The organism is Paraburkholderia phymatum STM815 (genome assembly GCF_000020045.1).
In the GTDB taxonomy this organism is placed as follows: domain Bacteria; phylum Pseudomonadota; class Gammaproteobacteria; order Burkholderiales; family Burkholderiaceae; genus Paraburkholderia; species Paraburkholderia phymatum.
Map to the genome: position 1 here is coordinate 343,461 of NC_010622.1, position 23,849 is coordinate 367,309.

The following is a 23,849-nucleotide window of genomic DNA, read 5'->3' on the forward strand; positions in this document are numbered from 1 at the left end:
AGGAAATGTCTGGACATTCATGCGCTTCCACGCAATAGCTGAGGATCAGAAGATAAAAAGCCCCGCCTTCTTGCGAAGAGCGGGGCTCTGTCTGTAACGGGTGCCGCCGATGGCCGGCGCGCCCGCCGCTTCTCTGCGGTTACGCGTATTCGGCCAGCGCGGTGCGCATTTTCTTCATTGCGCTTGCTTCGATCTGGCGAATCCGTTCGGCCGACACGCCGAACTCGTCGGCCAGTTCGTGCAGCGTCGAGCCGCCCGAACCATCGTCTTCCACCTGCAGCCAGCGCGCCTCGATGATGCGGCGGCTGCGCGAGTCGAGCGATTCCAGCGCGCTCGCGATACCGTCGCTGTGCAGCCTGTCGCGCTGACGCGCAGCCAGCACGGCCGTCGGCTCGCTGTGCGAATCCGCCAGGTAGGCGATGGGCGCGAATGCTTCTTCGCCGTCTTCGACCTGACCTTCCAGCGCCACGTCGCCACCCGACAGGCGCGTTTCCATTTCGGCCACTTCTTCGCGCTTCACATTCAGTTCTTTCGCCAGACCGTCGATCTCGTCGGGCGTGAACGACTGCAACCCTTGCTTGTGACTGCGCAGGTTGAAGAACAGCTTGCGTTGCGCCTTGGTCGTCGCCACCTTCACCATGCGCCAGTTGCGCAGGATGTATTCATGGATTTCGGCCTTGATCCAGTGCATCGCGTACGACACGAGACGCACGTTCTGCTCCGGGTCGAAGCGCTTCACAGCCTTCATCAGGCCGATGTTGCCCTCCTGGATCAGGTCCGCGTGCGGCAGGCCGTAGCCAAGGTAGTTACGCGCGATCGAAACTACCAGCCGCAGGTGCGACAGGACGAGCTTGCGCGCAGACTCAAGGTTGTTCTGCTCGCGGTATTCAGTGGCGAACTGGCGCTCTTCCGCCGGCGTCAGCATCGGAATCCGGTTGACGGCCTGGATGTAGGCGTCGATGTTGCCCAGTTGGCCGGGCAGAAGAGAAGCATGCGAGAGCGCCAGTGCACCTGCCGGAGCGGCCTTAGCCGACGACGGGCTCAGAGTACTCGGAAGGGTCAATGTGTTGCTCACGTAGCAAACTCCTTTAATCAGACAAAATTTCGGCCATTGCCGACCACGATGGATGTTAGCACTCTCATCTACCGAGTGCTAATACTTAGAAGCTGTAGGGCCATCCGAGTTCCCCTAATTCTATTGGAATCATGCTTCTAATAGCATCGAACCCCTATCGTACCTCATCTGCAGGTTTCACGTCGAACGCATAGGATTCGTCCAATGCGACAAGATTCCGCAATCAAGGGCAAGATTTTTTCGGAAACAGAAGCAGCTATTTGCGACTTTTCAGCAGCGTCTAAACGGTCCGATAGTTGCTACCGTCTCTAGAATGTCGCTGCGCGATGTCGTCGCTCAAACTCGCTTCTGACGGACGTACGATGGAAAAAAAGAACAGGCGTTGGACCAATCTGGCGGGCAAATGTGCCGCCGCTGCCGTCTTTCTCAGCTTGTCAGGTTTGGCTTCAGCAGACCAGTTCGGCATTCAGATCACAGGCGCCACCGCCGATGAACATGTTCGCAAACTCGACCTCGGTTTTGTCTGGGATCCCCATCTGACCTGGTGGGAAATTGGCGGCTGGCACTTCGCATTGCTCGGCGAAGCGCACGCGGCGTGGTGGCACACGGACGAGGGCAACGTTCACCAGAACATCGGGGAGTTTGGCGTCACACCGGTGATCCGGTTCATCAAGGGATCGGGTGCGTTCCGGCCGTTCGTCGAGGCGGGCGTCGGCGTGCGCGTGCTGACCAGCCCGCGAATCTCTTCGACCTTCTCGCTGGGTTCTGCGTTTCAGTTCGCCGATATGGTCGGTGCCGGCGCGCAGTTCGGCGATCATCAGCAGTATCAGCTTGGCTATCGCTTTCAGCACGTCTCGAACGGCGGTATCAAAGAGCCGAATCCTGGTATAAATTTCCACCAGATTTACGTGCAGTACAACTTCTGACGATCGCTGCCACTGCCGGCGCCGTCGTCGATGGGGGCGAACGCGATGGTGGCAAAAGTGATCGAGGCGATTCGCGGGCTGGAGCGCGACCGCTTTCGCGCGATGGTGGAAGGAAACGGCCAGCAGCTCCATGCGCTGCTCTCGGACAACGTCATATACGTTCACACGAACGGCAAGCGCGAGTCGAAGCAGCAGTTCATCGACGGCATCACGGCCGGGCGTCGCCGCTATCGCCAGATCGAGGTGCAGTCGCAGGAGGTGCTGCCTGTCGGACGCGAGGCCTGTGTGATTACCGGCCGCGCGCTGATCGAGATGGAAGCGAATAACGGCGCGTTGCTGTTCCCGATTGCCTACATGGCGGTTCAGGCACAGGAAGACGGCAAGTGGCGGCTGATTGCGTGGCAGGCGACGCGTTGCGCTATCGAGTGACGCGGATCGCGCAATCACTCTTTCCCTGACGGAAGCTGCTTCGTGAGCGGTCCATGCGCGCCGGCGACGGGTGAATCGCCGGCGTTTGCGCTTCTGCGGTCCTGCGTGTTTCCTGTTGCCTTGCGCGGGTCAGGCCGCGACCCGACGGTCGACTGCCGGCCAGCCCGCCCGATTGACGCCGCTGACGACAGCATCGACGACGGCCGTCATTTCGTCCTTTGAGACGCCGACGCCATGCCGCATCGGCTGATCGCCGATCCGGCAGCCGACGAATACGGCAGTGCGGCCGTCCGTCGTGCGCATGGTTTCGAACGACGTGATTTCGATGTCCTGCTTCGCCGCCGCCGTCATTTCCTGCGCGACGGCCCTTGCGTATGCCTCGTGACCGTCCACGGCCGCCGCCGCTGCGGGCACGCCGATCTCACGCTTGTTCCACCGCACCGTCGAGCCGTTCACGCGCTGAGCCGGGCCTTCCGTCTCGAAGTATTCACGGGCAAAGAGCGCGCAGATCGCGTCGCCCGTCACTTCCTCGCCGGACTGGTCGGCGACCGTCTGCACGGCATGGCTGAATTCAATTTGCACGCGTCGCGGCGGCGCGAAGCCCATGCCGCGCTCAAGCAGATAGGTCGAGCCGCCCTTGCCGGACTGGCTGTTCACGCGGATCACGGCGTCGTAGCTGCGGCCGACGTCGGCGGGATCGATGGGCAGATACGGCACTTCCCAGACGGCGCCCGCTTTCTGCTGTGCAAAGCCCTTGCGGATCGCGTCCTGATGCGAACCGGAGAACGCCGTGTAGACGAGATCGCCTGCATACGGATGCCGCGGATGCACGGGAATCTGGTTGCAGCGCTCGACCACGCGCCGCACGGCGTCGATGTCCGAAAAATCGAGACCGGGATCGATGCCCTGCGTGTAGAGATTCATCGCGAGCGTGACGATGTCCACGTTGCCCGTGCGCTCGCCGTTGCCAAACAGGCATCCTTCGATGCGGTCCGCGCCCGCCATCAGCGCGAGTTCCGCCGCCGCGACGGCCGTGCCGCGATCGTTATGCGGATGCACCGACAACACGATGCTGTCGCGATAACCAAGATTCCGGTCCATCCATTCGATCTGGTCCGCATACACGTTCGGCGTCGCGGCTTCGACAGTGGCGGGCAGGTTCACGATCATCTTGTGGTCGCGGGTGGGACGCCACGTTTGCGCGACGGCGTCGCAGACTTCGCGGGCAAACGGCAACTCCGTCATGCTGAATGTTTCGGGCGAATACTGATACGTCCAGTGCGTCTGCGGGCGGGCGTCGGCGTGCTCGCGGATGATCCGCGTGCCTTCGACGGCCAGCGCCTTCACTTCTTCCTGCGACTGGTTGAAGACGATCCTGCGGAACGATGGGCAGATCGCGTTGTACAGATGGACGATCGCGCGCGGCACGCCTTCGAGCGCCTCGAACGTGCGCGCGATCAGGTCTGCGCGCGACTGGACGAGCACTTCAATGGTCACGTCGTCGGGAATGCGCTTTTCGTTGATCAACTTCCGGACGAAATCGAAGTCGGTTTGCGACGCCGACGGGAAACCGACTTCGATCTCCTTGAAACCAGTCGCGACGAGCATCTCGAAGAACTCGGTCTTCTGCGGGATACTCATCGGCTCGATCAGCGACTGGTTGCCGTCGCGCAAGTCGGTGCTCATCCAGATCGGCGCGCGGTCGATCGTTCGGCTGGGCCACTTTCGACCGGTCAGGCGGACGGTGGGGAAGGGACGGTATTTCTCGGCAGGGTTGCGCAACATGGTAAGGCCTCGTTCGTTTCGTTTAGTCGTGTGCTTGGGAATGTGGCGTCGAGCGGCTGGCGGGTTGCCACAGATGCACGACCCGCAAGCCGGGCGCTAGCGGGAGCAACGAACGGGCGCGAACAAACAACGTCATCGGAACGACGACGAAGGCAACGATCGATACGGAAGCCCATGCAACGTGCATTTGACCCTCGCGACTCGTCCGAACGGTAAACGGACGAATGCAGACGACTACAGGTTTTTGAAGGAACTACGGACTGGGGTGAAACATGAACGACGGGAACTGCTGGGAGGACCGCCGCAGCCGCTTGGCCGACTGCGCGCGGCGCTACGCCTTGCTTACGCTAGACGTAGCGATAGGGGCCGCGCTAGGCGGCCGGAGGTAATTCGGAGGGTGTTCGGAATGGAACGCATTGTCAGAAGATAAGCGACGCGACGTGAGGCTGTCAACCTGCCATGCGCCGCAAGGCGTTCGTTTTTACGCGGGAATCAGCCGCGGACCGACGTCAGTCCTTGTCAGGCGGCTTTCCGCGCGATCTCCACGATCAGTTCGACCTGACGTGTGATGGCGGCCGGCACAGGCGCGTCGCCGCGCAGTACGTCGGCGATCCACGCGGCCGTGGTCGGCGCATCGCGGCCTTCGGGCAGGTCGACTTCGGGCGCATCCGGCGACGAGCGCTCGGCCGCAACGCGCGTTTCGCAGATGCCGTCATGCAGCCAGTCGATCTGGACCTGGCGGCGCGTGTCCGCGACGGCCTCGCCCTCCGTGCCGCGCGCGAGCAGTGCACCGCCGATGGCCAGTTCCGGATGCGAGACGAACAGTTGGGTCAGGCTTTCGCGATATGGGGGATGCGTGTAGTTCACGAGCCGCAGGCCAGCCGGCGCGAACGGCTGAAGAATCTTGACGAGGGTGTGGGTCGAATTGCGCACGCCCATCCGCCGACGCAGCGACAGCAGCCGCGCAAGCTTCGGCGCGAGCGTCCCGATTGGCGCGAAGGCGATGCGCTGGCGTGCGAGGTCCGCTTCGATATCGCTGTGCGTCTGGGCGGGCGCGACATTCAGATGCGCGAAGATCTCGGCGCTCGTCACGCGGCCCGGGTCTTCCGTCACGCCGTGCACCAGCACGGGCACGCCCTCGCGCGCGAGCAGAAGTGCCAGCAGCGGCACGAGGTTCGGCTGCTTGCGCGCGCCGTTGTAGCTCGGAATCGACACGGCCTGATGCGTGCCGTGCTTCACGTCGACCGGCGCGAACGAAGCGTGCGCAGCGGCCAGCATCGCGGCCAGTTCGTCGGCGGATTCGCCTTTCACCCGATACGCGAGCAGGATCGCGCCCAGTTCGAGATCGCAGACGCGGCCGTCGAGCATTGCGGCGTAGAGCGCTTGCGTGTCGTCGGGCGTGAGCGCGCGCGCGCCGTTGGGGCCGCGGCCGATTTCCTTGATGAATCGGGCGCAGGGAACAGGCGTGGTGTTGGTGAGATCGGTCATCGGGGCAAACGGTATGGGGGCGGCAGGCCGTGTGACGCGGCTGGCGACGCGCTACGGTTCCGTTCGAGTATCGCACGCCGCACGTTCCTTCAGAAATCGAGCAAATTCGCGGCCTGTCATGAACCTTACGGTATCGCTTCGACGGTTGCCACCTGGCCGTTCGGCCACGCGGCACGCGAAACGGCGCCGCGTTACACTCAATATTTCGCCGTGTCAGAGCGGCTCAATAGAAGACGGAGAACGGAATGGGTTACGTGTTTGCGCCAGCGCCGGTGACGGCTGTGCCAGTCGTCGGATCGGACGATCAATTCGCGGTACGCCGCATTTACTGCGTCGGCCGCAATTACGAAGCGCATGCGCGCGAAATGGGCCATGATCCCGACCGCGAACCGCCGTTCTTCTTCGCGAAGCCCGCCGACGCCGTGCTCTACGTCGCGCCCGGTGCCACGGGTGAATTTCCGTATCCGGCGCAGTCAAAGAATGTCCACTACGAAATGGAACTCGTCGCGGCAATCGGCAAGGCGGGCAAGAACATTCCCGCCAGCAACGCGCTCGATCACGTCTATGGCTACGCGCTCGGTCTCGATATGACGCGCCGCGATTTGCAGGCGGAAGCGAAGAAACTGGGGCGTCCGTGGGACACCGCGAAGGGCTTCGACTACTCGGCGCCGCTCGGTCCGATTCATCCCGTTTCCAAGGTCGGTCACGTCGACAAAGGCGCGATCTTTCTTACCGTCAACGGGGAAGAAAAGCAGCGCTCGGATGTGTCTCAGTTGATCTGGTCTGTGGCTGAGACAATCGAGTATCTGTCCAGCTTCTTCGAATTGCAGCCCGGCGATCTGATTTTCACGGGTACGCCCGAAGGCGTCGGCGCCATCGTCCGTGGCGACCTGATGAAGGGCGGCGTTGAGGGGCTGGGCGAATTCAGCGTGCGCATGGTGTAACGTCCGCCGATTCAATCAGGGGGGAGACTACACAATGAAGCTATACAGCTACTTTCGCAGCTCGGCGTCCTATCGCGTGCGCATCGCGCTGAATCTGAAGAATCTGCCGTACGAGTACGTGCCCGTGCATCTGCTGCGCGACGGCGGCGAGCAGTTCAAGCCCGAATACCGCAAGCTCAATCACGACGCCATCGTGCCAACGCTGGTGGACAACGGTCATGTGATCACGCAGTCGCTTGCGATCATCGAGTATCTGGAGGAAACGCATCCCGAGCCGGCGCTGCTGCCGTCGAAGCCTGCCGATCGCGCGTATGTCCGCTCGATCGTCCAGCAGCTTGCGTGCGAAATCCATCCATTGAACAATCTGCGCGTGCTCAAGTATTTGAAGCGCACGGTCGGCGTGAGCGACGAGGTGAAGGACGCGTGGTATCACCATTGGATCAGTTCGGGTTTTGCTGCGCTCGAAGAGTATCTGGTCGCCGATGGCCGCGCGGGTATGCTGTGCTTCGGCGATACGCCGACCATCGCCGATATCTGCCTCGTGCCGCAGGTGTTCAATGCCTCGCGCTTTAACGTCGATTTGAGCCCCTATCCGACAATCCGGCGCATTTGCGATTACGCAAACTCGCTGGATGCGTTCGCGCGCGCCGAACCTTCCGTGCAACCGGACGCGGAGTAAATGCGGGAGCGTTTCGCGACGACTCGTCCGCAACGCGCAAGCAATAAAAAAGGGCGTCAGGCGACCGATGACGCTCTTTTCGTATTTCGCCTCGCCTTCAGGCAATCATTGCATCAACCCAGCAATGCATCTGAAAACTCTTCGGCGCTGAACGGCTGCAGGTCCTCGACCTTCTCGCCGACGCCGATGAAGTACACGGGCACGGGGCGTTGCCGCGCGATCGCCGCGAGGATGCCGCCCTTCGCCGTGCCGTCAAGTTTCGTCACGATCAGGCCTGTAAGCCCGAGTGCGTCGTCGAATGCCTTTACTTGCGCGAGCGCATTCTGACCCGTATTCGCATCGATGACGAGCAGCACTTCATGCGGCGCGCCGGCCATCGCCTTGCCGATCACGCGCTTCACCTTGCGCAGTTCTTCCATCAAGTGAAGCTGGGTCGGCAGACGGCCTGCCGTGTCCGCCATCACGACGTTGATTTTGCGGGCGCGCGCCGCGCCGACGGCATCGAAAATCACCGCCGCGGGATCGCCGCTTTCCTGTTGCACGACCATCACGTTATTGCGCTCTCCCCAGATCGCGAGCTGTTCGCGCGCGGCGGCGCGAAACGTGTCACCCGCTGCGAGCAGCACGGACTGGTTGAAGCGTTGCATATGCTTGGCCAGCTTGCCGATGCTGGTGGTCTTGCCCGCGCCGTTGACGCCCGCAATCATCATCACGGTCGGATGGTAATGGCCGAGCGTAAGCGACTTCTCCAGCGGCTTCAGCAGGTCGACGAGCAGCGTGCGCAGCGCGCTCTTTACCTGCTGCGGATCGGTGAGGCGCTCGCTGCGTACTTTCTCGCGCAGCGTTTCGAGCAGATATTCGGTCGCATCGACGCCCGCGTCGGACATCAGCAGCGCCGTTTCCAGTTCTTCATACAGGTCTTCGTCGATCCTGGTGCCGACGAAAATGCCCGTGATGCTCGAACTCGTTTTCGACAGGCCGCTGCGCAGGCGCGTGAGCCACGAGCGTCGGGCGGCCGCTTCGGGCACGGGCGGCGGAACAATTTCGACGTTCGCGTCGCTTTCGTCGGCTTCCTTGTCCGCGTCTTCGAAGTCGGCGGCATCAGGAACGTAATCTGGATCGAATTCGGGCGCGTCGGCCGAATCCGGCAGAGCTTGCGGGCGGGCCGCCGCGGGCGCTGCCGGCTCAGCCAGGTCCTGCATGTCGAGGTCTGCGCCGCGCTCGGTCTGCGACGCTTCAGGCGTGTCGTCGGGCGCCTTGGAACCCTTGAATCGTTTGAAAAAGCTGAACATGGTTTGGGCTGGAGTGAGATTGCGCCGGATTCCTGCTTTCGGCCGGGCGACGCGTGGCGACGAACGGCAATGAGCGACCATGCGGCGATGCGATGGCCGGCAATCGGCGTTCCGATGGCCGCATGGCGAACCGGCGCGCAAGGCGCTGGAAGCCGAACATTTTATCAGGCGCGTCAGGCGTCGTCGTGATCGCGACCAGGCGCACACCGTCATGGTGAGCCTCGGCGAGTACGCTTGCGCGCGTGTGGTAACGTGGGCGCTCCGGCTCGCCGATCGACTACTTTTTCCGACGCTCGGCGGGCGCACGCTCAACTCATACCACGCATGTCCCGTACTTCTTCTGCACGCGCAAAGAGCGCGCCCTCCGGGCGCGGCCAGGCGCACACAATCCGCATCATCGGCGGCGACTGGAAGCGCACGCCGCTGCCCGTGATCGATCTCGACGGCCTGCGCCCGACGCCCGACCGCGTTCGCGAGACACTGTTCAACTGGCTGGGTCAGCGGCTCGACGGCCAGCGCTGTCTCGATCTCTTTGCCGGCAGCGGCGCGCTCGGTTTCGAAGCGGCATCGCGCGGCGCAGCGCGCGTGCTGATGGTTGAGCGCAATGCGCGTGCGGCGGCGCAACTGCGGGCGAATCAGGCGAAGCTGTCGGCGGGCGCGATCGAAATCGCCGAAGCCGACGCATTGCGGCTCGCCGCGAGCCTCGCGCCCGGTTCGTTCGACGTCGTGTTCCTCGATCCGCCGTTCGGTGAGGATCTGCTCGGGCGCTCGCTCGAGGTCGCGGTGCCGCTGGTTAGCGCGAATGGCTTTCTTTACGTCGAGTCGGGACAATCGCTCGATGCGGCCGGATTTGCTGCGCTGGCGGGCTGGTCAGTCGTCAGGCAGGGCAAGGCGGGCGCCGTCCACTATCATTTGCTGCAGCGCGAAAATGAGGAATAATGCGCGTTCCATAACAAGCGCCGGGCGGTTTGCCGTCACGCGCGCGATATCGTCGTCAGACGAGTTCTGCGAGGCGTGCTGCCGCAAGCCTTCTAGCCTGTAGAGAGGAGAAATCCCATGGTTGTCGCCGTGTATCCGGGTACGTTCGATCCGCTCACGCGTGGTCACGAAGACCTCGTGCGTCGCGCTTCGAGCATTTTCGACACGCTGGTGGTAGGCGTGGCGGATAGCCGCAACAAGCGGCCCTTCTTCAACCTCGAAGAGCGCCTCGAGATTGCGAACGAAGTGCTCGGCCACTATCCGAACGTCCAGGTGATGAGCTTCAAGGGGCTATTGAAGGATTTCGTCCGCGTCAACAATGCGCGCGTGATCGTGCGCGGACTGCGTGCCGTATCGGATTTCGAATATGAGTTTCAGATGGCGGGCATGAACCGCTATCTGCTGCCCGACGTCGAGACGATGTTCATGACGCCGTCCGACCAGTATCAGTTCATCTCGGGCACGATCGTCCGCGAGATCGCGCAACTGGGCGGCGATGTGAGCAAGTTCGTATTTCCGTCCGTGGAAAAGCGGCTGCAGGACAAGGTCGCCGCGCTGGAGCAGGCGCGGGCCGCCAATCCGTGATCGCCTGCGCCGGTCGGCGAAACGCGGGCCTCTCGGCATAACCTGCCGCCCAGCGAGGTCTATCCGACAGGCGTAAAATTGCCGATTATGGACCGTTTTGACCGGCGCGTGCAGCAAGCGGCGCGCTGGCATGAAGTGAGAACAGCATGGCCCTGATGATTACCGACGAGTGCATCAATTGCGACGTCTGCGAGCCCGAGTGCCCGAACGACGCGATTTCGATGGGCCCGGAAATCTATGTGATCGACCCGAAGAAGTGCACCGAATGCGTCGGCCATTTCGACGAGCCGCAATGTGTGCAGGTGTGCCCTGTTGAATGCATTCCGCGCAATCCGGACTATCTGGAGACGGCCGAGCAACTGATGGAGAAGTACAACGGACTGCAGGCCGCGAAGAGCGCCTGATTCTTTAGTCTGGCTGAATGCGGCACCGCGTGTAATCGACGCGGTGCCGTTTTTGTTATCGCTGATGTCTCAGCCGACGTACCCGCCAAGAATATCCTTCAACGCGTCCACGAGCGTATCGCACTCGGCGTCCGTGCCGATCGAGATCCGCAGATGCTGGTCGATGCGCGGCAACTCGAAGTGCCGCACGAAGATTTCCTTTTCCCTGAGCTGCGCGGCGAGCGTGGCGGCGTCGTAGCCGTCATGACGAGCGAACAGGAAGTTCGCCGACGACGGCACGACTTCGAACCCTAGTGCAGTCAACTGCGACGTCAGACGTTCCCGGCTCGCGATGACCCTCTCCGTGCACTCGCGGAACCACGCGTCGTCCTTGTAGGCAGCCGTGGCTGCCGCCTGCGCGAGGCGATCGAGCGGATATGAATTGAAGCTGTCCTTCACGCGATTCAACGCGTCGATCAACTCGACGTCGCCGAATGCAAAGCCGACGCGCATGCCCGCGAGCGAGCGCGACTTCGACGTCGTATGCACGACGAGCAGGTTCGGATACTTGCCGATCAGCGAGATTGCGGACTGCGCGCCAAAGTCCACATAGGCTTCATCGACCACGACGACTGATTCGGGATTCGCCGCGACAACACGTTCGATGTCCGAAAGCGGCAGCGCATGTCCCGTCGGCGCATTGGGATTCGGGAAGAGAATGCCACCGTTCGCCTCGCCGTCATGCTGCATGTAGTCGTCGATTCGGATCTGGAACGCGTCGTCCAACGGAATCGTCCGGTACTCGACGTCGTAGAGACGCGCGTAAGTCGGATAGAAGCTGTATGTGATATCCGGAAAGAGAATCGGCTTGTCGTGCTTGAGAAGCGCCTGAAACACGGTGGCGAGCACTTCATCCGAGCCGTTGCCCGCGAATACCTGGTCCGCATTCAGCCCGTGATGCGCAGCGACGGTTTCGCGCAATACGCGTGCGGTCGGATCTGGATAGCGACGCAGCGACTCGGCGTGCTCGCCCAGTTCGTCGCGGATCGCGCGCAGCACGGCGGGCGAGGGCGGGTACGGATTCTCGTTGGTGTTCAGCTTCACAGGATGCGCGAGCGCGGGCTGTTCGCCCGGCACGTACGGCGTCAACCGGTGAACGATATCGCTCCAGTAGCGGCTCAAGCTTCTCTCCTTTGTGCTTCGTCGCGTCACCGCGGCGCGTCAGGGATTGCGATGCAGTTGCATCATCGCGCGTTCGAGTTCGCCCTTGACGACTACCGGCATGACTGCCAGCGCGCGCTCGATCGACGCGTCGATCAGGTCCTGCTCTTCCTTGCGCGGCGGCTTCAGCACGAAATTCGCAACGTCGGGCTTCGCGCCGGCACGCGCGCTGTCGGGAATCAGATCGCGCGGATGGCCGATGCCGATGCGCAGCCGCCAGTACTGCTGTGTCGACAGATGCGCGGATATGTCCTTCAGGCCATTATGCCCGCCGCTGCCGCCGCCGAGCTTCAGCTTGACGGTGCCAGGCGGGAGATCGAGTTCGTCGTGCGCGACGAGAATCTGGTCCGGCAGAATCTTGAAGAAATGCGCGAGCGCGACGACGGATTGACCCGAGCGGTTCATATACGTCATCGGTTCGAGCAGATGCACTTCTTCGCCGTAAAGACGCGCTTTCGCGTAGAAACCGTGGAAGCGCCGCTCGTCGCGCAACGTCGTGCCCGCTTCGCGAGCGAGTTGGTCGATGAGCCAGAAGCCGGCGTTGTGCCGGGTCGCGGTGTATTCGGCGCCCGGATTGCCGAGCCCGACGATCAACTTGATCATGTTCGAATGAGCCGCACGGCAGGCCGCGCAGTCTGAAATAAGCGAAAAAAAACCCGCCGGGGCGAACCGCGGCGGGTTACGTCGACCGTTCCATTGAAACGGATCGAGAGGATAGCGGCTTTATTCAGCTGCCGGCTTTTCGCCTTCAGCTGCTGCTTCTTCCGACTGGGCACCAGCAGGAATCGGAGCCGAGACGATCACCGGGTTTTCTGCGACGAGGTGCGCAACCAGAGCGACGCCAGCCGGCAGAGCGATGTCCGTTGCGTGCAGGGATTGGCCCGCTTCGATCTTCGCCAGATCGACTTCGATGAACTCCGGCAGAGCGGCCGGCAGGCATTCGATTTCGATTTCGTTGATGACGTGCGAGATGATCGCGCCACCCAGCTTGACAGCTGGGTTGGTTTCCTGATTCATGAAGTGGAGCGGCACCTTCGTGTGCAGCTTCTTCTTCGCGTCGACGCGCTGGAAGTCCACGTGCAGCACGAGCTGACGGAACGGGTGGTATTGCACGTCGCGCAGCAGAACCTGTTGCGACTTGCCCGCCACTTCCAGTTCGAGGATCGACGAGTGGAATGCTTCTTTCTTCAGTGCGTGCCACAGCGCGTTGTGATCGAGTTCGATCAGTTGCGGTTCGCCAGCGCCGTACACGATGCCCGGGGCCTTGCCCGAGTTACGCAGGCGGCGGCTCGCACCCGTACCTTGCAGATTACGCTCAAAAGCGACGACTTTCATTTGCTTCTCCATTATCTGCCCGCGACCAGGCAGTAAAACGGGGCCTTGCTTGCTCTTGAAGAGCTTCAGGCCCCTGTTAGAACGGCATGAACCTTCGTTCGCCCACGCCGATATGCAAAAGCGCCGCATTCATCGTGCGGCGCCTTCGCGAATACTTTAGCTTTCCGCGAACAGCGACATCACCGAGTCGCCGCGACGGATACGCGAGAACGTTTCGGCCAGCAGACCGGCGCTGGTCAGCGAGCGAATTTTCGCGCACTGGCGGGCTTCTTCGCTGAGGGGAATCGTGTCGGTGACGACGAGTTCGTCGAGCGCCGATGCAGCGATACGCGGACCGGCGCCGCCCGACAGAACCGGGTGCGTCGCATACGCGAACACCTTCGTCGCGCCGCGCTCCTTCAGCACTTGCGCCGCCTTGCAGAGCGTGCCTGCCGTATCGACCATGTCGTCCATGATCACGCAGGTACGACCTTCGACTTCGCCGATGATGTTCATCACTTCAGCGACGTTCGCCTTTGGACGGCGCTTGTCGATGATCGCCAGATCGCAGTTCAGCTGCTTGGCCAGCGCGCGGGCGCGGACTACGCCGCCGACGTCCGGCGACACGACCAGCAGGTTCTCGTGATTCTGCTTGCGCAGGTCGCCGAGCAGAACGGGCGTTGCGTAGATGTTGTCGACGGGGATGTCGAAGAAGCCTTGAATCTGGTCAGCGTGCAGATCCATCGTGATGATCCGCTCGACGCCAGCGATTTCCAGCATGTTCGCCACGACCTTCGCCGAGATGGCGACGCGCGCCGAACGCGGGCGTCGATCCTGACGGGCATAGCCGAAGTAGGGGATGGCTGCGGTGATCCGGCCTGCGGATGCGCGCTTGAGCGCATCGACCATGATCATCAGTTCCATCAGATTGTCGTTGGTCGGCGCGCAGGTGGACTGAAGGACGAAGACGTCCTTGCCACGCACGTTTTCCTGAATCTCGACCTGGATCTCGCCATCGGAGAACCGGGAGACCATTGCTTTGCCGAGGGGAATACCGAGGATTTTGACGACTTCCTGTGCAAGCGCGGGATTTGCGTTGCCAGTAAAAACCATCAGGCCGTCATGGCTGCTCATCATGCACCTGCTTCAGGCTGTGGGAGGCGAGGAACTGCGAGAATTTATGGCAGGGGAGGAAGGACTCGAACCCTCGCATGCCGGAATCAAAATCCGGTGCCTTGACCAACTTGGCGACTCCCCTACACTAACTTTGAGCTTCACTGAATGTGTAGGCCATTCAGCGAGGCGAAACTTATGCCGCGAAAGCAAAGAGTGGATGCGTATCGAGACTTGCTGTTACTGCACCGCTCCATCCGACTGGCAGTTTGGCATGCGCCGCGACTGCTTCATCTTTGCTACGGAACGCTGCAAAAACACTTGCACCTGATCCTGTCATCCGCGCCGGCGCGATGTTGTCAAACCATCTAAGCACCTGCGCAACTTCCGCGTATTTCCCTGCGACAACCTGCTGCATGTCATTCCGGCCGAAGCTGTCTGGCCATTCTGCGCTGCAACTATGCTGTGCAAGAAAGTCTGCTATTGTGAGGGGCTTCGTATCTCTTGTCAACTCTTTTTCAGAAAAAATCGCTGACGTTGGAACATGAACCCTCGGTGTCACCACCAGGAAGTGGCGCGGCGGCAATTGTACCTGCTCCAGTTCCTCTCCGATACCCTCCGCGAAGGCATTTTTTCCGAACACGAAGAACGGCACATCTGCGCCCAGTTTCACCGAGAGCACCTGCAATTCGGCGCGCGGCAGATTCAGCTTCCATAGACGGTTCAGCGCGAGCAGCGTTGTCGCCGCATCGGAGCTGCCGCCGCCGAGACCCGCACCCATCGGCAGGCGCTTGTCGATTTCGATGTTCACGCCTTCGCGCGTCCCCGTGTGTTCCTTGAGCAGCTTCGCGGCGCGCACGGTGAGGTCGGCGTCGGCGGGAACATCGACGATATCGGTGCCGCGCGTGATCGCGCCGTCATCCCGACGCGTGAAGTGCAGCGTGTCGCCCCAGTCGAGCAACTGGAACACTGTCTGCAACGCGTGATACCCGTTCGGCAGACGGCCGGTGATGTGCAGGAAGAGGTTCAGCTTCGCTGGAGCGAGACAGTCGCGCAGCGAGTCGTTCGTTTCGATCATGAGTCTTTGCAAAGCACGCGTGCAGGTTACTGGTCGAGCACGAGCTTGATGTCGAGCGGTGGTTCGGTGCGCGCGAGATTCACGCGCTTCACGCCGGTTGCAGGCGCATCGGCATAGGCGATGTAGTCGATCGTCCACCCGTCCTGTTCGATTTCCTTCAGACGCGATACCTGTTGCGGATCTTTCTCGGTCTTCGCCTTCGATGTCGGTGCAACCGACGGCTGCAGCCAGTAGCGCAGACCTTCGACAGGCAGCGAGAATCCGAGTGCGTTCTGCATCAGCGTGGACACGTTATCGGCCGTCAATGGCTGACGGTTCGGCAACTCGAGCGTGGCCGCCGACGGCGACGACGTGACGATCGCCATTGTCTGTCCAAGCGGATTGCGCAGCTGCAGCGTGACGGTGTCGCCGCGTTCCTGCCAGTCGAAGTTGCCGTACGCATTGCGCTGCTGACCGTTCTGGTCCACATACTGAACGGCAAAGCGGCCGTGATAGGCGCGGCTCGTCTGCGCAGTGACGGCCGTTGCCGCATTCGAGGTCGACGGGCCCTGCGGCTTGACGGAGGCACAGCCCGACAACGCGAGGATGGCTGCCGTTGCGAGACCCAGCGCCGCGCGACGCGGCGCCGGAGAGGAAAACACGGGAAAAGAAAAGTGCATCAGAGATCGTTCACCTGAAAACGTTTGAGCGTCTTGACGAGCGTATCGTTGTCGGGTTCGAGCTTGCGGGCATCGCGCCACGCAGCGCGCGCCTGATCCTGGTCGCCGCTCTTCCACAGCACTTCGCCGAGATGCGCGCCGATTTCGGCGTTCGGCTGCAGATCGTACGCCTTGCGCAGCACGCGAATCGCATCCGACGTATCGCCGAGCCGGTACTTGACCCAGCCGACGCTGTCCATGATGAACGCATCGTTCGGCGACAGCGACAGCGCCTTCTCGACCAGCTTGTCCGCTTCCTGCAGACGTTGTCCGCGGTCCGCGAGCGAATAGCCAAGCGCGTTGTACGCCTGCGCATTATCCGGTTGCGTGCGCATCAGCTTGCGCAATTGCGTTTCCATCACGTCGTAATGGCCGTTCTTTTCGGCGGCCATCGCGTAGTCATACGTCAGATCGGGGTCATCCGGGAAGTCGCCCGTCGCTTGGGCGAGGCGTGTCTCGGCTTCCTGATAGCGCTTTGCGTCGAACAGAATCGCGGCGTCGGTGCGTGCGATTAGCGCCTGCTCGCGCGGATCCTGCGCGCGAATGCCGGCGAGCAACTTGCGCGCATCGTCGACCTTGCCCTGACGTTGAAGCAGTTGCGCACGCGTGATCTGCGCGGGGATGTACTGCGTGCTCGTCGCAGAGATCTTGTCGAGCCAGCGGCTCGCGCCCGCCGTATCCTTCTGTTCGAGCGACAGTTGCGCGAGATAGATGTACGCCTGGCCCGCATCCGCACCCGGCGTCTTCTCGGCCTTTTGAGCGTACTGCTGCAGATAGTTCTGCGCTTCGGGCAGGTTCTTTTGCTGGATCTTGATGAGCGCGAGTGCCATCAACGGCGTCAGATCGTTCGGGTTGTCCTTTTGCATGAACTCGAACTGTTTCTGTGCGTCGTCGAGCCGATCGCTCGCAAGATACATTTGCGCGAGCGCGAGCCGCGCTTCATGCGATTTCGGATTCGCCTGGACGTATTTCTCGAGCGATGCGATGCCCTCCTTGCGCTCTTCCGGTCCCATCTGCGACAGCATCAACGCTGCGGGCAGATAGTCGGGCTTCAGCTTGAGCGCCTGTTCGAGCGATTTACGCGCACCGGGCGCGTCGTCCGCGATCAGCTGCTGACGGGCGATCGCGAATTGAGCCTCGGGGCGGTTCATGTCGTTGGCGAGCAGATCCTGCAGCACGTGCAGGCCGCCCACGCGATTCGGTCCGCGGGAAATCAGCAGTTGCAGCGCGAGAATGCCGTTGCCGCGGTTTTCCGGCGGAATCTTCGCAAGTTCTTTGGCAAGCATCGGCTTCGCGTCATCTGGTTTGCCTGACAGCACGAGCAGCGATGCATCGAGTTGCGCGGCACGTTCCGATTGCGGCGCATACTCTTGCCACAGTTGCGCGGCGGCCAGCGCATCGGACGGGCTCTGTGCGGCTAGCGCGATTTCTGTCGCGCGCTGCGCCATGCGTGGATCGTGCGTGTCGCGCGCAAGCGAGAGATAGGTTTGATACGCGGGCGCCGGCTGATTGCGTTGCAACGCCACTTCCGCAGCGAGCACCTGGAATACGATCTGGCTCGACAGCACGACGTTGGGCAGATTGGTTTTTTCTTCGGCGGAATCGGGTCCGAAAGCGTCCTGCACGGAGACGGAGTTGTCATCCGTATCGGGCGACGGATCCTGCGCATGCGCCGGCAAGGCGGCGAGCGTCCACGCTGCAAGGGCGGCGGCGCCCAGCAACCGGCGCGCGGAAACGGCGTGCGGCACGCTGTTTGCACGGGCCCGGCGCTTCAGAAACTGCTTAACGATGGACAGGTTCATACAAATCCGTTCAATGTTTCGGTCGATTGTAACGCGCTCGCTACAATAAGCGCATAACCACTCACGCAAGTTGCAGACCAGTTAGACATGCCAGAGTTGCCAGAAGTTGAGGTTACCCGACGAGGAATCGAACCTTACGTCGCGGGCCGCCGCGTCGAACGCGTGGACGTGCGCACGCCCGCGTTGCGCTGGCCGATTCCGCCGGGGTTCGCGCGTCTTCTGCACGGCCGGCTGGTCCGAAAGGTGGAACGGCGCGGCAAATATCTGCTCTTTGAAATCGACGAAGGCTGGTTCATCGTTCATCTCGGCATGACAGGAACGCTCAGGGTCCTGCGCAACGTACCGCATCCGCCTGCAGCGGCGAAGCATGATCACGTTGACTGGATCTTCGATGACTTCATTTTGCGCTTCCGCGACCCGCGACGCTTCGGCGCTGTGTTATGGCACCCGCGCTCGGCAGGCGATGTTCTCGATCATCCGCTGCTGGCCGACCTGGGTGTCGAGCCGTTCGCACCGTCGTTTTCAGGCGCGCTGCTGCATCGGAAGACACGCGGACGCAAGGTGTCGGTGAAGCAGGCGTTGCTTGCGGGCGAGATCGTCGTCGGTGTGGGCAACATTTACGCTTCTGAAAGCCTGTTTCGTGCCGGCATCAGGCCGACCACGCCCGCCGGTCGGATCTCGCTCGTTCGGTACGATCTGCTTGCAGACGCCGTGCGCGTCACGCTGGCCGCCGCGATCGAAAAGGGCGGCAGCACGTTGCGCGACTTCGTGGGCAGCAACGGCGAAAGCGGCTACTTCCAGCTCGACTATTTCGTCTATGATCGCGCGGGTCAGCCATGCCGCGTGTGCGGCACGCCGATCAAACAGATCGTGCAGGGCCAACGCTCCACTTACTACTGTCCGACCTGTCAGCGCTGAGCCGTTCATGTCCGTTTCCGCTCCCGTTTCGTCCGCCCCTCGTTCGACGATACCCGCACTATCCGATTTCTCTGTGCGCCTGATCGCATGGCAGCGCGAACACGGCCGTCACGATCTGCCATGGCAGAACACGCGCGATCCATACCGTATCTGGCTGTCGGAAATCATGTTGCAGCAGACGCAGGTGTCGACGGTGATCCCGTACTACGCGCGTTTTCTCGCGCGTTTTCCGGATGTCGCCGCGCTCGCGTCGGCGCCCGCGGATGACGTGATGACCTTGTGGGCCGGTCTCGGCTACTACACGCGCGCGCGAAATCTGCATCGCTGCGCGCAGGTCGTCGTCGAGCAGCATGGCGGCCGTTTTCCCGAATCCGTCGACGCGCTGGCGGAGTTGCCGGGCATCGGACGCTCGACGGCTGCCGCGATTGCGTCATTCGCGTTCGGCGCACGCGCGACGATTCTCGACGGCAACGTGAAGCGCGTGCTCGCGCGAGTGTTCGGCGTGGAAGGTTATCCGGGCGAGAAGAAAGTCGAGAACGGCATGTGGCTGCTGGCGGAATCGTTGCTGCCCGTCAACGCGACGGACGACGACATCAGCGCCTACACGCAGGGCCTGATGGACTTCGGCGCGACGCTGTGTGCGCGCGGCAAGCCGGATTGCGTGCGCTGTCCGTTCGCGGTCGATTGCGTGGCTCACGTGACGGGGCGTCAGCGCGAATTGCCAGCCGCGCGCCCGAAAAAGACGGTGCCGACGCGACGCACGTGGATGCTCCTGTTGCGCGATGGCGATTCGGTGATGCTGGAAAAGCGCCCGCCGTCGGGCATCTGGGGCGGCTTGTGGAGTCTTCCGGAAGCGGCGGGTGAAGATGCGCTCTCGCAACTCGCGCGCGACTTGGGCGCGCGCGCCGCTGTATCGCCGCTCGCGCCGCTCACGCATGTATTCACGCACTTCAGGCTCGAGATCGAACCGCGCATCGCTGAGTTCGATCATGCGTCGAAGACCGTGAGCGCGCGCGATGCCGACACCGCGTGGATGTCGCTGAACGAACTCGACGCGTACGGCGTGCCGGCGCCCGTGCGCAAGCTGCTGGAAGCACTGCAGGGCTCGCTGATCTGAAGCGCTGCCGTTACAGCAGTTGATGCTGCTGCATGTAGTGATGCACGACGTCGATGCGCGCGCCGGCGTCTTGTAGTTCCATCAGCTTTTGCCGCGCTTTCAATGCAATGGGCAGCACTTCGGACAAACGGTTGGAAACCCACGTCGGATCGTCGAGTCTGAACGGTTCGAGGAACGGCAGGCTTTCCGGATCGCGTTCGCGGATCGTCGCGATGATGCGCTCGAGCACTTCCGCGCACGCGCCGAATTTTTCCATCTGCTGCGTGCCTTCGAGCGGCACATCGCTGCCGATCAGTTCGGCCATGCCGACCAGCAGGCCACTCGATTCGACTCGATGCGACAGCAGACGGATCCGCTCGGTGCCGCGCGCGCGGATCAACAGCATGCCGAACTCGTCGACGTCGCACACGTCGATCTTCGCGAGACAACCGATCGTCTCCGGCACGGCCGGTTCATTGGGCTGGGCGACTTCTGCGCCGCTCTTCAACAGACACACGCCAAACGACGTCTCGTCGCGCAGGCAATCGCGCGCCATGTCGAGATAGCGAGCCTCGAAGATTTTCAGCGGCAGCAGTCCATCGGGAAAGAGGACTGTGTGCAAGGGAAACAGCGGCACATCGGCAAGCACGGACGGTGTAGAGGACATGGCGCAACGCTTCGGTTAGGGCCGCTCCGAGCGGCCGGTCAAGCCACCATCGGAACCCTTCAGGCGACCAGTTTCGATGAGTCGTCGACGTCGATCGGCGCATCGCGATGCCGCACTATCACGTTCCCTTCGCTCGCGAAACGCGCGGCCAGCGTTTCCGCGATGAATACCGAGCGGTGCTGTCCGCCCGTACAGCCGATTGCAACGGTGAGATAACTGCGATTGTCGTCGCGGAAACCGGGCAGCCACTTCTGCAGGAACGATTCGATGTCGCCCATCATCTGCTGGACGACGGGCAATGCCTCGAGAAAATCGATGACGGGCCTGTCGAGCCCGGTCAGGGGCCGCAGTTCGCGGTCGTAATAAGGATTGGGCAGCGTGCGCACGTCGAACACGAAGTCGGCGTCGAGCGGGACCCCCCGCTTGAAGCCGAACGACTCGAACATCAGCGCGAGGCCCGTATGCTCCTGTTCGATGAAACGCTTGACCCACATGCGTAAAACGTTTGCCCGCAGGTTGCTGGTATCGATCTGGTGGCCGAACTCGGCGAGCCCCGCGACGAGTTCGCGTTCGCGTTCGATCGCTTCGGCAAGCGACGTCAGCAGGCCGACGTCGGCATCGTGCGCGGGCGAGCCCGAGAGCGGATGGCGGCGGCGGGTTTCGGAAAAGCGCTGGATCAGGGCTTGGGTGCTGGCATTCAGGAAAAGTACCCGTACGTCGTGCTGGCCCGAAAGGTCGCGGATCATTTGCGGCATGTCGTCGAGCGAGGCGCCCGAGCGCGCGTCGATCGCCACCGCGAGCCGGTCCTTGCCGTCGCCCGCGAGGTACGTGGCCAGCTCGGGCAGAAAGCGCGGCGGCAGATTGTCGACGCAGTAGTAGCCCGCGTCTTCCAACGCGTTCAATGCAACAGACTTGCCGGAGCCGGAGATGCCGGTGATGAGGATAATGCGCATGGAGTCGTGGAATCCGTTGGGTTCATCATAGCATCCGCAGTTACCCGCTGTGCCGCCGCGGCGTCGCGCGTATCGAGTCAGATCAGCTTGCCGGGAAACTGGCTGTCGGGATCTTGCATGGCCAGGCGCTGACGGTCCATGAAGTCGCGCAACGTGTCGATGCCGCGCAACTGCAGGATCGTATTGCGCACGGCTGCTTCGACCAGCACGGCGAGGTTTCGGCCTGCCGCCACTTGAATCGTGACCTTGCTGATGGGCAGACCGAGCACGTCCACGGTCTGGCTTTCCAGCGGCAGCCGCTGGAATTCGCCGTCCGGGCGACGCACCAGCTGCACGATCAGCTTCAGCTTCATTTTCCGGCGCACGGCCGTTTCACCGAAGATCGTCTTGATGTCGAGCAGACCGAGGCCGCGGACTTCGAGCAGATTCTGCAGCAGCGGCGGGCAGCGGCCTTCGACGAAGTCGGGGCCGAGGCGCACGAAATCGACTGCGTCGTCGGCAACCAGGCCGTGGCCGCGGGAAATAAGTTCGAGACCCAGTTCGCTCTTGCCGAGCCCCGAGTCGCCCGTAAGCAGCACCCCCATGCCGAGAATGTCGAGAAACACGCCGTGCAGCGTTGCGCGCGGTGCAAGGATGCGCGACATGTAGAGGCGCAAGCTGTCGATGACGGCAGCGGGCGACATCGGTGTGGTGAAGAGCGGCGTCGACGAGCGCGTGCAGCGCAGGACCAGTTCTGGCGGCGCGGCGACGCCGCCAGCGACCACGAGGAACGGCGGTTCGAGCGCGATCAGCTCGGCCATGTGGCGCGAGCGGTCTTCGTCGGACTGACGCTGGTAGTAATTGGTTTCGGCTTCGCCGAGCACCTGGATCCGGTTCGGGTGGATCAGGTTGAGGTGGCCGACGAGGTCGGCACTGGACGTTGCGGTTGCAACGGTTTCCGCCGAGAAGCCACGCTCCCAGCCCTCATGCCCCGTCAGCCAGCTGAGTTTCAGCGCGGCGGCGTTGTCGTCGAAAATGCTTTGGGCGTTGATGCTGGACGTATCCATGAATCCCTGACTCCCTGACCTCGTATGTGCCGCTAGGGTGCTGCTCTCGTGCTGCTCTCGTGCTGCCGTGTAACGCTATAAGCCGCTCGCTGCGCGCTGGACGCCGCCCACTTTCATGCCGTGCGGGAGGTGCTCGACGCCATGCAACGCCCGTACGGCAGACCTCGTTGCGAGCGTCGAATCAAACGCGGCGCCAAAGCGCCGTGTTTCCGCCGGCTCCCGTCCGCTGATATGTCAAGGTTGCCACTGAGTGAGCAGGCGATGCAACGCCTCGCGATCTTCTTCTGTATGCAGCCGTTCGCGTGCCTCGCGATCCGACAACAGTTGGGCGATCTCCGACAGGATTTCAAGGTGCTGTTGCGTCGCCTGTTCGGGGACCAGCAGAAAGATGAGCAGCGACACAGGCTGGCCGTCCGGCGATTCGAACGGGATCGCGTCGGCGAGCCGCACGAACGCGGCCAGCGGCTGCTTGAGGCCCTTGATGCGGCCGTGCGGGATCGCGACGCCTTCGCCGAGCCCCGTCGAACCGAGACGCTCGCGTGCGAACAGATTGTCAGTCACCGTGCTGCGGGCGATGCCGTTCTGGTTTTCGAAGATCAGGCCCGCTTGCTCGAATACGCGCTTCTTGCTGGTAACGGCCAGGCCGACGACGACGTTTTCGAGGGGAAGATATTTGGCTAAACGATTCATGTTGACAGGCGCAAAGGTCGCCTGGATTCTCCTCGCTGTGGCGTTTGATAAGCGTTCCATGCCGGTCAGCTGCTCATGGCGAATCCAGCGATGCGCGATGAGCCCTGCTCTTGAGACCCGCAATGATCCCTTTGTGCAGGACTCGGGCTGGACAAAGACCCCGAAGGTAACCGATTTATTATAGAACAGGGTAGCGAGCTATGGTGCGCCGCGCCATGACTCGAAGATTTGGGCGGCGATGCGCTCTCAAACAAAAAACCGCCCGATGTAGGGCGGTTTCGCGGGGTCAAGGATAAGCCTCTAAGCGGCTTATTGCGGTGGCACTTCAGGTTGTGCGGCTAGCGGTTGATACTTGATCGCTTCGTGTTGATGGCCCTGCAGACGATCCTTGTGACGAATGACCTGGCGGTCGAGCTTGTCGATCATCAGGTCGATCGCGGCGTACAGGTCGCCATCACAGCTTTCCACGAAAATGTCCTTGCCCTTCAGATGCAGGTTGATTTCAACCTTTTGTCTCTTTTCCTTTTCCTTGTGGTTGTCGACCGAGAGGACCACACTGCCATCGATCACCTGATCGAAATGTCTTAGCACCCTGTCTAGTTTGGTGATCACGTATTCTCGCAACGCTGGCGTTACATCGAGATGGTGTCCACTGATCTTCAGATTCATAGTGCTTCTCCAAGCTAGTG

Annotated in this window: 25 protein-coding genes and 1 tRNA gene; 9 read left to right on the plus strand and 17 right to left on the minus strand. The window is 62.1% G+C overall.

What is annotated here, in order from left to right:
* Positions 1-139 precede the first annotated feature (139 nt).
* Complete coding sequence (gene rpoH / locus BPHY_RS01485; protein ID WP_012399721.1) at positions 140-1,075, minus strand: RNA polymerase sigma factor RpoH; 936 nt, start codon at positions 1,073-1,075, stop codon at positions 140-142.
* Between the two features lie 362 nt (positions 1,076-1,437).
* On the opposite strand from rpoH, the gene BPHY_RS01490 reads away from it, so the two are divergent.
* On the plus strand, positions 1,438-2,001 hold the full coding sequence (locus BPHY_RS01490) for an acyloxyacyl hydrolase (protein WP_041763226.1): 564 nt from the start codon (positions 1,438-1,440) through the stop codon (positions 1,999-2,001).
* Positions 2,002-2,046: 45 nt separating this feature from the next.
* A complete protein-coding gene (locus BPHY_RS01495) occupies positions 2,047-2,430 on the plus strand; it encodes a nuclear transport factor 2 family protein (protein WP_012399723.1) in 384 nt (127 codons plus the stop codon).
* 129 nt (positions 2,431-2,559) lie between these two features.
* Here the strand turns inward: BPHY_RS01495 and leuA are convergent, their stop codons facing one another.
* Positions 2,560-4,215 (minus strand): 2-isopropylmalate synthase, encoded by a 1,656-nt coding sequence (gene leuA, locus BPHY_RS01500; protein WP_012399724.1) that lies wholly within the window; start codon positions 4,213-4,215, stop codon positions 2,560-2,562.
* Between the two features lie 519 nt (positions 4,216-4,734).
* Positions 4,735-5,703, minus strand: coding sequence for a DNA-binding protein YbiB (gene ybiB, locus BPHY_RS01505; RefSeq protein WP_012399725.1), 969 nt, complete (start codon positions 5,701-5,703; stop codon positions 4,735-4,737).
* Between the two features lie 245 nt (positions 5,704-5,948).
* Between ybiB and BPHY_RS01510 the strand changes: the two genes are divergently transcribed.
* Complete coding sequence (locus tag BPHY_RS01510; RefSeq protein WP_012399726.1) at positions 5,949-6,647, plus strand: fumarylacetoacetate hydrolase family protein; 699 nt, start codon at positions 5,949-5,951, stop codon at positions 6,645-6,647.
* Positions 6,648-6,681: 34 nt separating this feature from the next.
* Entirely contained in the window at positions 6,682-7,326 is a 645-nt protein-coding gene (maiA, locus tag BPHY_RS01515; protein ID WP_012399727.1) for a maleylacetoacetate isomerase, read from the plus strand.
* Positions 7,327-7,439: 113 nt separating this feature from the next.
* On the opposite strand, the gene ftsY is transcribed toward maiA, so the two are convergent.
* Positions 7,440-8,618 (minus strand): signal recognition particle-docking protein FtsY, encoded by a 1,179-nt coding sequence (gene ftsY / locus BPHY_RS01520; RefSeq protein WP_012399728.1) that lies wholly within the window; start codon positions 8,616-8,618, stop codon positions 7,440-7,442.
* A 324-nt stretch (positions 8,619-8,942) separates the two neighbouring features.
* On the opposite strand from ftsY, the gene rsmD reads away from it, so the two are divergent.
* From rsmD to BPHY_RS01535, 3 genes are all read left to right on the plus strand, one after another.
* Positions 8,943-9,557 (plus strand): 16S rRNA (guanine(966)-N(2))-methyltransferase RsmD, encoded by a 615-nt coding sequence (gene rsmD, locus BPHY_RS01525; RefSeq protein WP_012399729.1) that lies wholly within the window; start codon positions 8,943-8,945, stop codon positions 9,555-9,557.
* Positions 9,558-9,674: 117 nt separating this feature from the next.
* Positions 9,675-10,181 (plus strand): pantetheine-phosphate adenylyltransferase, encoded by a 507-nt coding sequence (coaD, locus tag BPHY_RS01530; protein WP_012399730.1) that lies wholly within the window; start codon positions 9,675-9,677, stop codon positions 10,179-10,181.
* A 146-nt stretch (positions 10,182-10,327) separates the two neighbouring features.
* Complete coding sequence (locus tag BPHY_RS01535; RefSeq protein WP_012399731.1) at positions 10,328-10,585, plus strand: YfhL family 4Fe-4S dicluster ferredoxin; 258 nt, start codon at positions 10,328-10,330, stop codon at positions 10,583-10,585.
* A 69-nt stretch (positions 10,586-10,654) separates the two neighbouring features.
* On the opposite strand, the gene hisC is transcribed toward BPHY_RS01535, so the two are convergent.
* The 8 genes from hisC to BPHY_RS01575 form a co-directional block, all read right to left on the minus strand.
* Positions 10,655-11,746, minus strand: coding sequence for a histidinol-phosphate transaminase (gene hisC / locus BPHY_RS01540; RefSeq protein ID WP_012399732.1), 1,092 nt, complete (start codon positions 11,744-11,746; stop codon positions 10,655-10,657).
* 39 nt (positions 11,747-11,785) lie between these two features.
* Positions 11,786-12,388, minus strand: coding sequence for an aminoacyl-tRNA hydrolase (gene pth, locus BPHY_RS01545; RefSeq protein ID WP_012399733.1), 603 nt, complete (start codon positions 12,386-12,388; stop codon positions 11,786-11,788).
* A 120-nt stretch (positions 12,389-12,508) separates the two neighbouring features.
* A complete protein-coding gene (locus BPHY_RS01550) occupies positions 12,509-13,120 on the minus strand; it encodes a 50S ribosomal protein L25/general stress protein Ctc (protein WP_012399734.1) in 612 nt (203 codons plus the stop codon).
* 156 nt (positions 13,121-13,276) lie between these two features.
* Positions 13,277-14,233, minus strand: a complete 957-nt coding sequence (locus BPHY_RS01555) for a ribose-phosphate pyrophosphokinase (RefSeq protein ID WP_012399735.1) — start codon at positions 14,231-14,233, stop codon at positions 13,277-13,279.
* Between the two features lie 47 nt (positions 14,234-14,280).
* Positions 14,281-14,357 (minus strand) — tRNA-Gln (locus BPHY_RS01560).
* Between the two features lie 51 nt (positions 14,358-14,408).
* Positions 14,409-15,290 carry a 4-(cytidine 5'-diphospho)-2-C-methyl-D-erythritol kinase gene (ispE, locus tag BPHY_RS01565; RefSeq protein WP_012399736.1) on the minus strand — a complete coding sequence of 294 codons (882 nt, stop codon included), beginning with the start codon at positions 15,288-15,290 and terminating at the stop codon, positions 14,409-14,411.
* A gap of 26 nt (positions 15,291-15,316) precedes the next feature.
* Entirely contained in the window at positions 15,317-15,949 is a 633-nt protein-coding gene (lolB, locus tag BPHY_RS01570; protein ID WP_012399737.1) for a lipoprotein insertase outer membrane protein LolB, read from the minus strand.
* Positions 15,949-17,790 (minus strand): tetratricopeptide repeat protein, encoded by a 1,842-nt coding sequence (locus BPHY_RS01575; RefSeq protein WP_012399738.1) that lies wholly within the window; start codon positions 17,788-17,790, stop codon positions 15,949-15,951. The genes lolB and BPHY_RS01575 overlap by 1 nt, the downstream gene beginning before the upstream one ends.
* An 87-nt stretch (positions 17,791-17,877) precedes the next feature.
* On the opposite strand from BPHY_RS01575, the gene mutM reads away from it, so the two are divergent.
* The gene (gene mutM, locus BPHY_RS01580) at positions 17,878-18,708 is read left to right on the plus strand and encodes a bifunctional DNA-formamidopyrimidine glycosylase/DNA-(apurinic or apyrimidinic site) lyase (protein ID WP_012399739.1); all 831 of its coding nucleotides are present in this window, start codon (positions 17,878-17,880) and stop codon (positions 18,706-18,708) included.
* A gap of 7 nt (positions 18,709-18,715) precedes the next feature.
* The gene (gene mutY, locus BPHY_RS01585; RefSeq protein ID WP_012399740.1) at positions 18,716-19,825 is read left to right on the plus strand and encodes an A/G-specific adenine glycosylase; all 1,110 of its coding nucleotides are present in this window, start codon (positions 18,716-18,718) and stop codon (positions 19,823-19,825) included.
* Positions 19,826-19,835: 10 nt separating this feature from the next.
* On the opposite strand, the gene BPHY_RS01590 is transcribed toward mutY, so the two are convergent.
* The 5 genes from BPHY_RS01590 to hpf form a co-directional block, all read right to left on the minus strand.
* Complete coding sequence (locus tag BPHY_RS01590; RefSeq protein WP_012399741.1) at positions 19,836-20,471, minus strand: LON peptidase substrate-binding domain-containing protein; 636 nt, start codon at positions 20,469-20,471, stop codon at positions 19,836-19,838.
* A 59-nt stretch (positions 20,472-20,530) separates the two neighbouring features.
* Entirely contained in the window at positions 20,531-21,424 is an 894-nt protein-coding gene (rapZ, locus tag BPHY_RS01595) for an RNase adapter RapZ (protein WP_012399742.1), read from the minus strand.
* A 77-nt stretch (positions 21,425-21,501) separates the two neighbouring features.
* Positions 21,502-22,470: an HPr(Ser) kinase/phosphatase gene (gene hprK / locus BPHY_RS01600; RefSeq protein ID WP_007579699.1), complete on the minus strand. Its 969-nt coding sequence runs from the start codon at positions 22,468-22,470 to the stop codon at positions 21,502-21,504.
* A gap of 234 nt (positions 22,471-22,704) precedes the next feature.
* Complete coding sequence (locus tag BPHY_RS01605; protein WP_012399743.1) at positions 22,705-23,220, minus strand: PTS sugar transporter subunit IIA; 516 nt, start codon at positions 23,218-23,220, stop codon at positions 22,705-22,707.
* Positions 23,221-23,469: 249 nt separating this feature from the next.
* Positions 23,470-23,829, minus strand: a complete 360-nt coding sequence (gene hpf, locus BPHY_RS01615; protein ID WP_012399744.1) for a ribosome hibernation-promoting factor, HPF/YfiA family — start codon at positions 23,827-23,829, stop codon at positions 23,470-23,472.
* Positions 23,830-23,849 lie beyond the last annotated feature (20 nt).

Coding starts and splice junctions, on each gene's coding strand:
- BPHY_RS01490 (WP_041763226.1), top strand. CDS start 1,438: ATGGAAAAAAAGAACAGGCGTTGGACCAATCTGGCGGGCAAATGTGCC.
- BPHY_RS01495 (WP_012399723.1), top strand. CDS start 2,047: ATGGTGGCAAAAGTGATCGAGGCGATTCGCGGGCTGGAGCGCGACCGC.
- leuA (WP_012399724.1), bottom strand. CDS start 4,215: ATGTTGCGCAACCCTGCCGAGAAATACCGTCCCTTCCCCACCGTCCGC.
- ybiB (WP_012399725.1), bottom strand. CDS start 5,703: ATGACCGATCTCACCAACACCACGCCTGTTCCCTGCGCCCGATTCATC.
- BPHY_RS01510 (WP_012399726.1), top strand. CDS start 5,949: ATGGGTTACGTGTTTGCGCCAGCGCCGGTGACGGCTGTGCCAGTCGTC.
- maiA (WP_012399727.1), top strand. CDS start 6,682: ATGAAGCTATACAGCTACTTTCGCAGCTCGGCGTCCTATCGCGTGCGC.
- ftsY (WP_012399728.1), bottom strand. CDS start 8,618: ATGTTCAGCTTTTTCAAACGATTCAAGGGTTCCAAGGCGCCCGACGAC.
- rsmD (WP_012399729.1), top strand. CDS start 8,943: ATGTCCCGTACTTCTTCTGCACGCGCAAAGAGCGCGCCCTCCGGGCGC.
- coaD (WP_012399730.1), top strand. CDS start 9,675: ATGGTTGTCGCCGTGTATCCGGGTACGTTCGATCCGCTCACGCGTGGT.
- BPHY_RS01535 (WP_012399731.1), top strand. CDS start 10,328: ATGGCCCTGATGATTACCGACGAGTGCATCAATTGCGACGTCTGCGAG.
- pth (WP_012399733.1), bottom strand. CDS start 12,388: ATGATCAAGTTGATCGTCGGGCTCGGCAATCCGGGCGCCGAATACACC.
- BPHY_RS01550 (WP_012399734.1), bottom strand. CDS start 13,120: ATGAAAGTCGTCGCTTTTGAGCGTAATCTGCAAGGTACGGGTGCGAGC.
- BPHY_RS01555 (WP_012399735.1), bottom strand. CDS start 14,233: ATGAGCAGCCATGACGGCCTGATGGTTTTTACTGGCAACGCAAATCCC.
- ispE (WP_012399736.1), bottom strand. CDS start 15,290: ATGATCGAAACGAACGACTCGCTGCGCGACTGTCTCGCTCCAGCGAAG.
- lolB (WP_012399737.1), bottom strand. CDS start 15,949: ATGCACTTTTCTTTTCCCGTGTTTTCCTCTCCGGCGCCGCGTCGCGCG.
- BPHY_RS01575 (WP_012399738.1), bottom strand. CDS start 17,790: ATGAACCTGTCCATCGTTAAGCAGTTTCTGAAGCGCCGGGCCCGTGCA.
- mutM (WP_012399739.1), top strand. CDS start 17,878: ATGCCAGAGTTGCCAGAAGTTGAGGTTACCCGACGAGGAATCGAACCT.
- mutY (WP_012399740.1), top strand. CDS start 18,716: ATGTCCGTTTCCGCTCCCGTTTCGTCCGCCCCTCGTTCGACGATACCC.
- BPHY_RS01590 (WP_012399741.1), bottom strand. CDS start 20,471: ATGTCCTCTACACCGTCCGTGCTTGCCGATGTGCCGCTGTTTCCCTTG.
- rapZ (WP_012399742.1), bottom strand. CDS start 21,424: ATGCGCATTATCCTCATCACCGGCATCTCCGGCTCCGGCAAGTCTGTT.
- hprK (WP_007579699.1), bottom strand. CDS start 22,470: ATGGATACGTCCAGCATCAACGCCCAAAGCATTTTCGACGACAACGCC.
- BPHY_RS01605 (WP_012399743.1), bottom strand. CDS start 23,220: ATGGAACGCTTATCAAACGCCACAGCGAGGAGAATCCAGGCGACCTTT.
- hpf (WP_012399744.1), bottom strand. CDS start 23,829: ATGAATCTGAAGATCAGTGGACACCATCTCGATGTAACGCCAGCGTTG.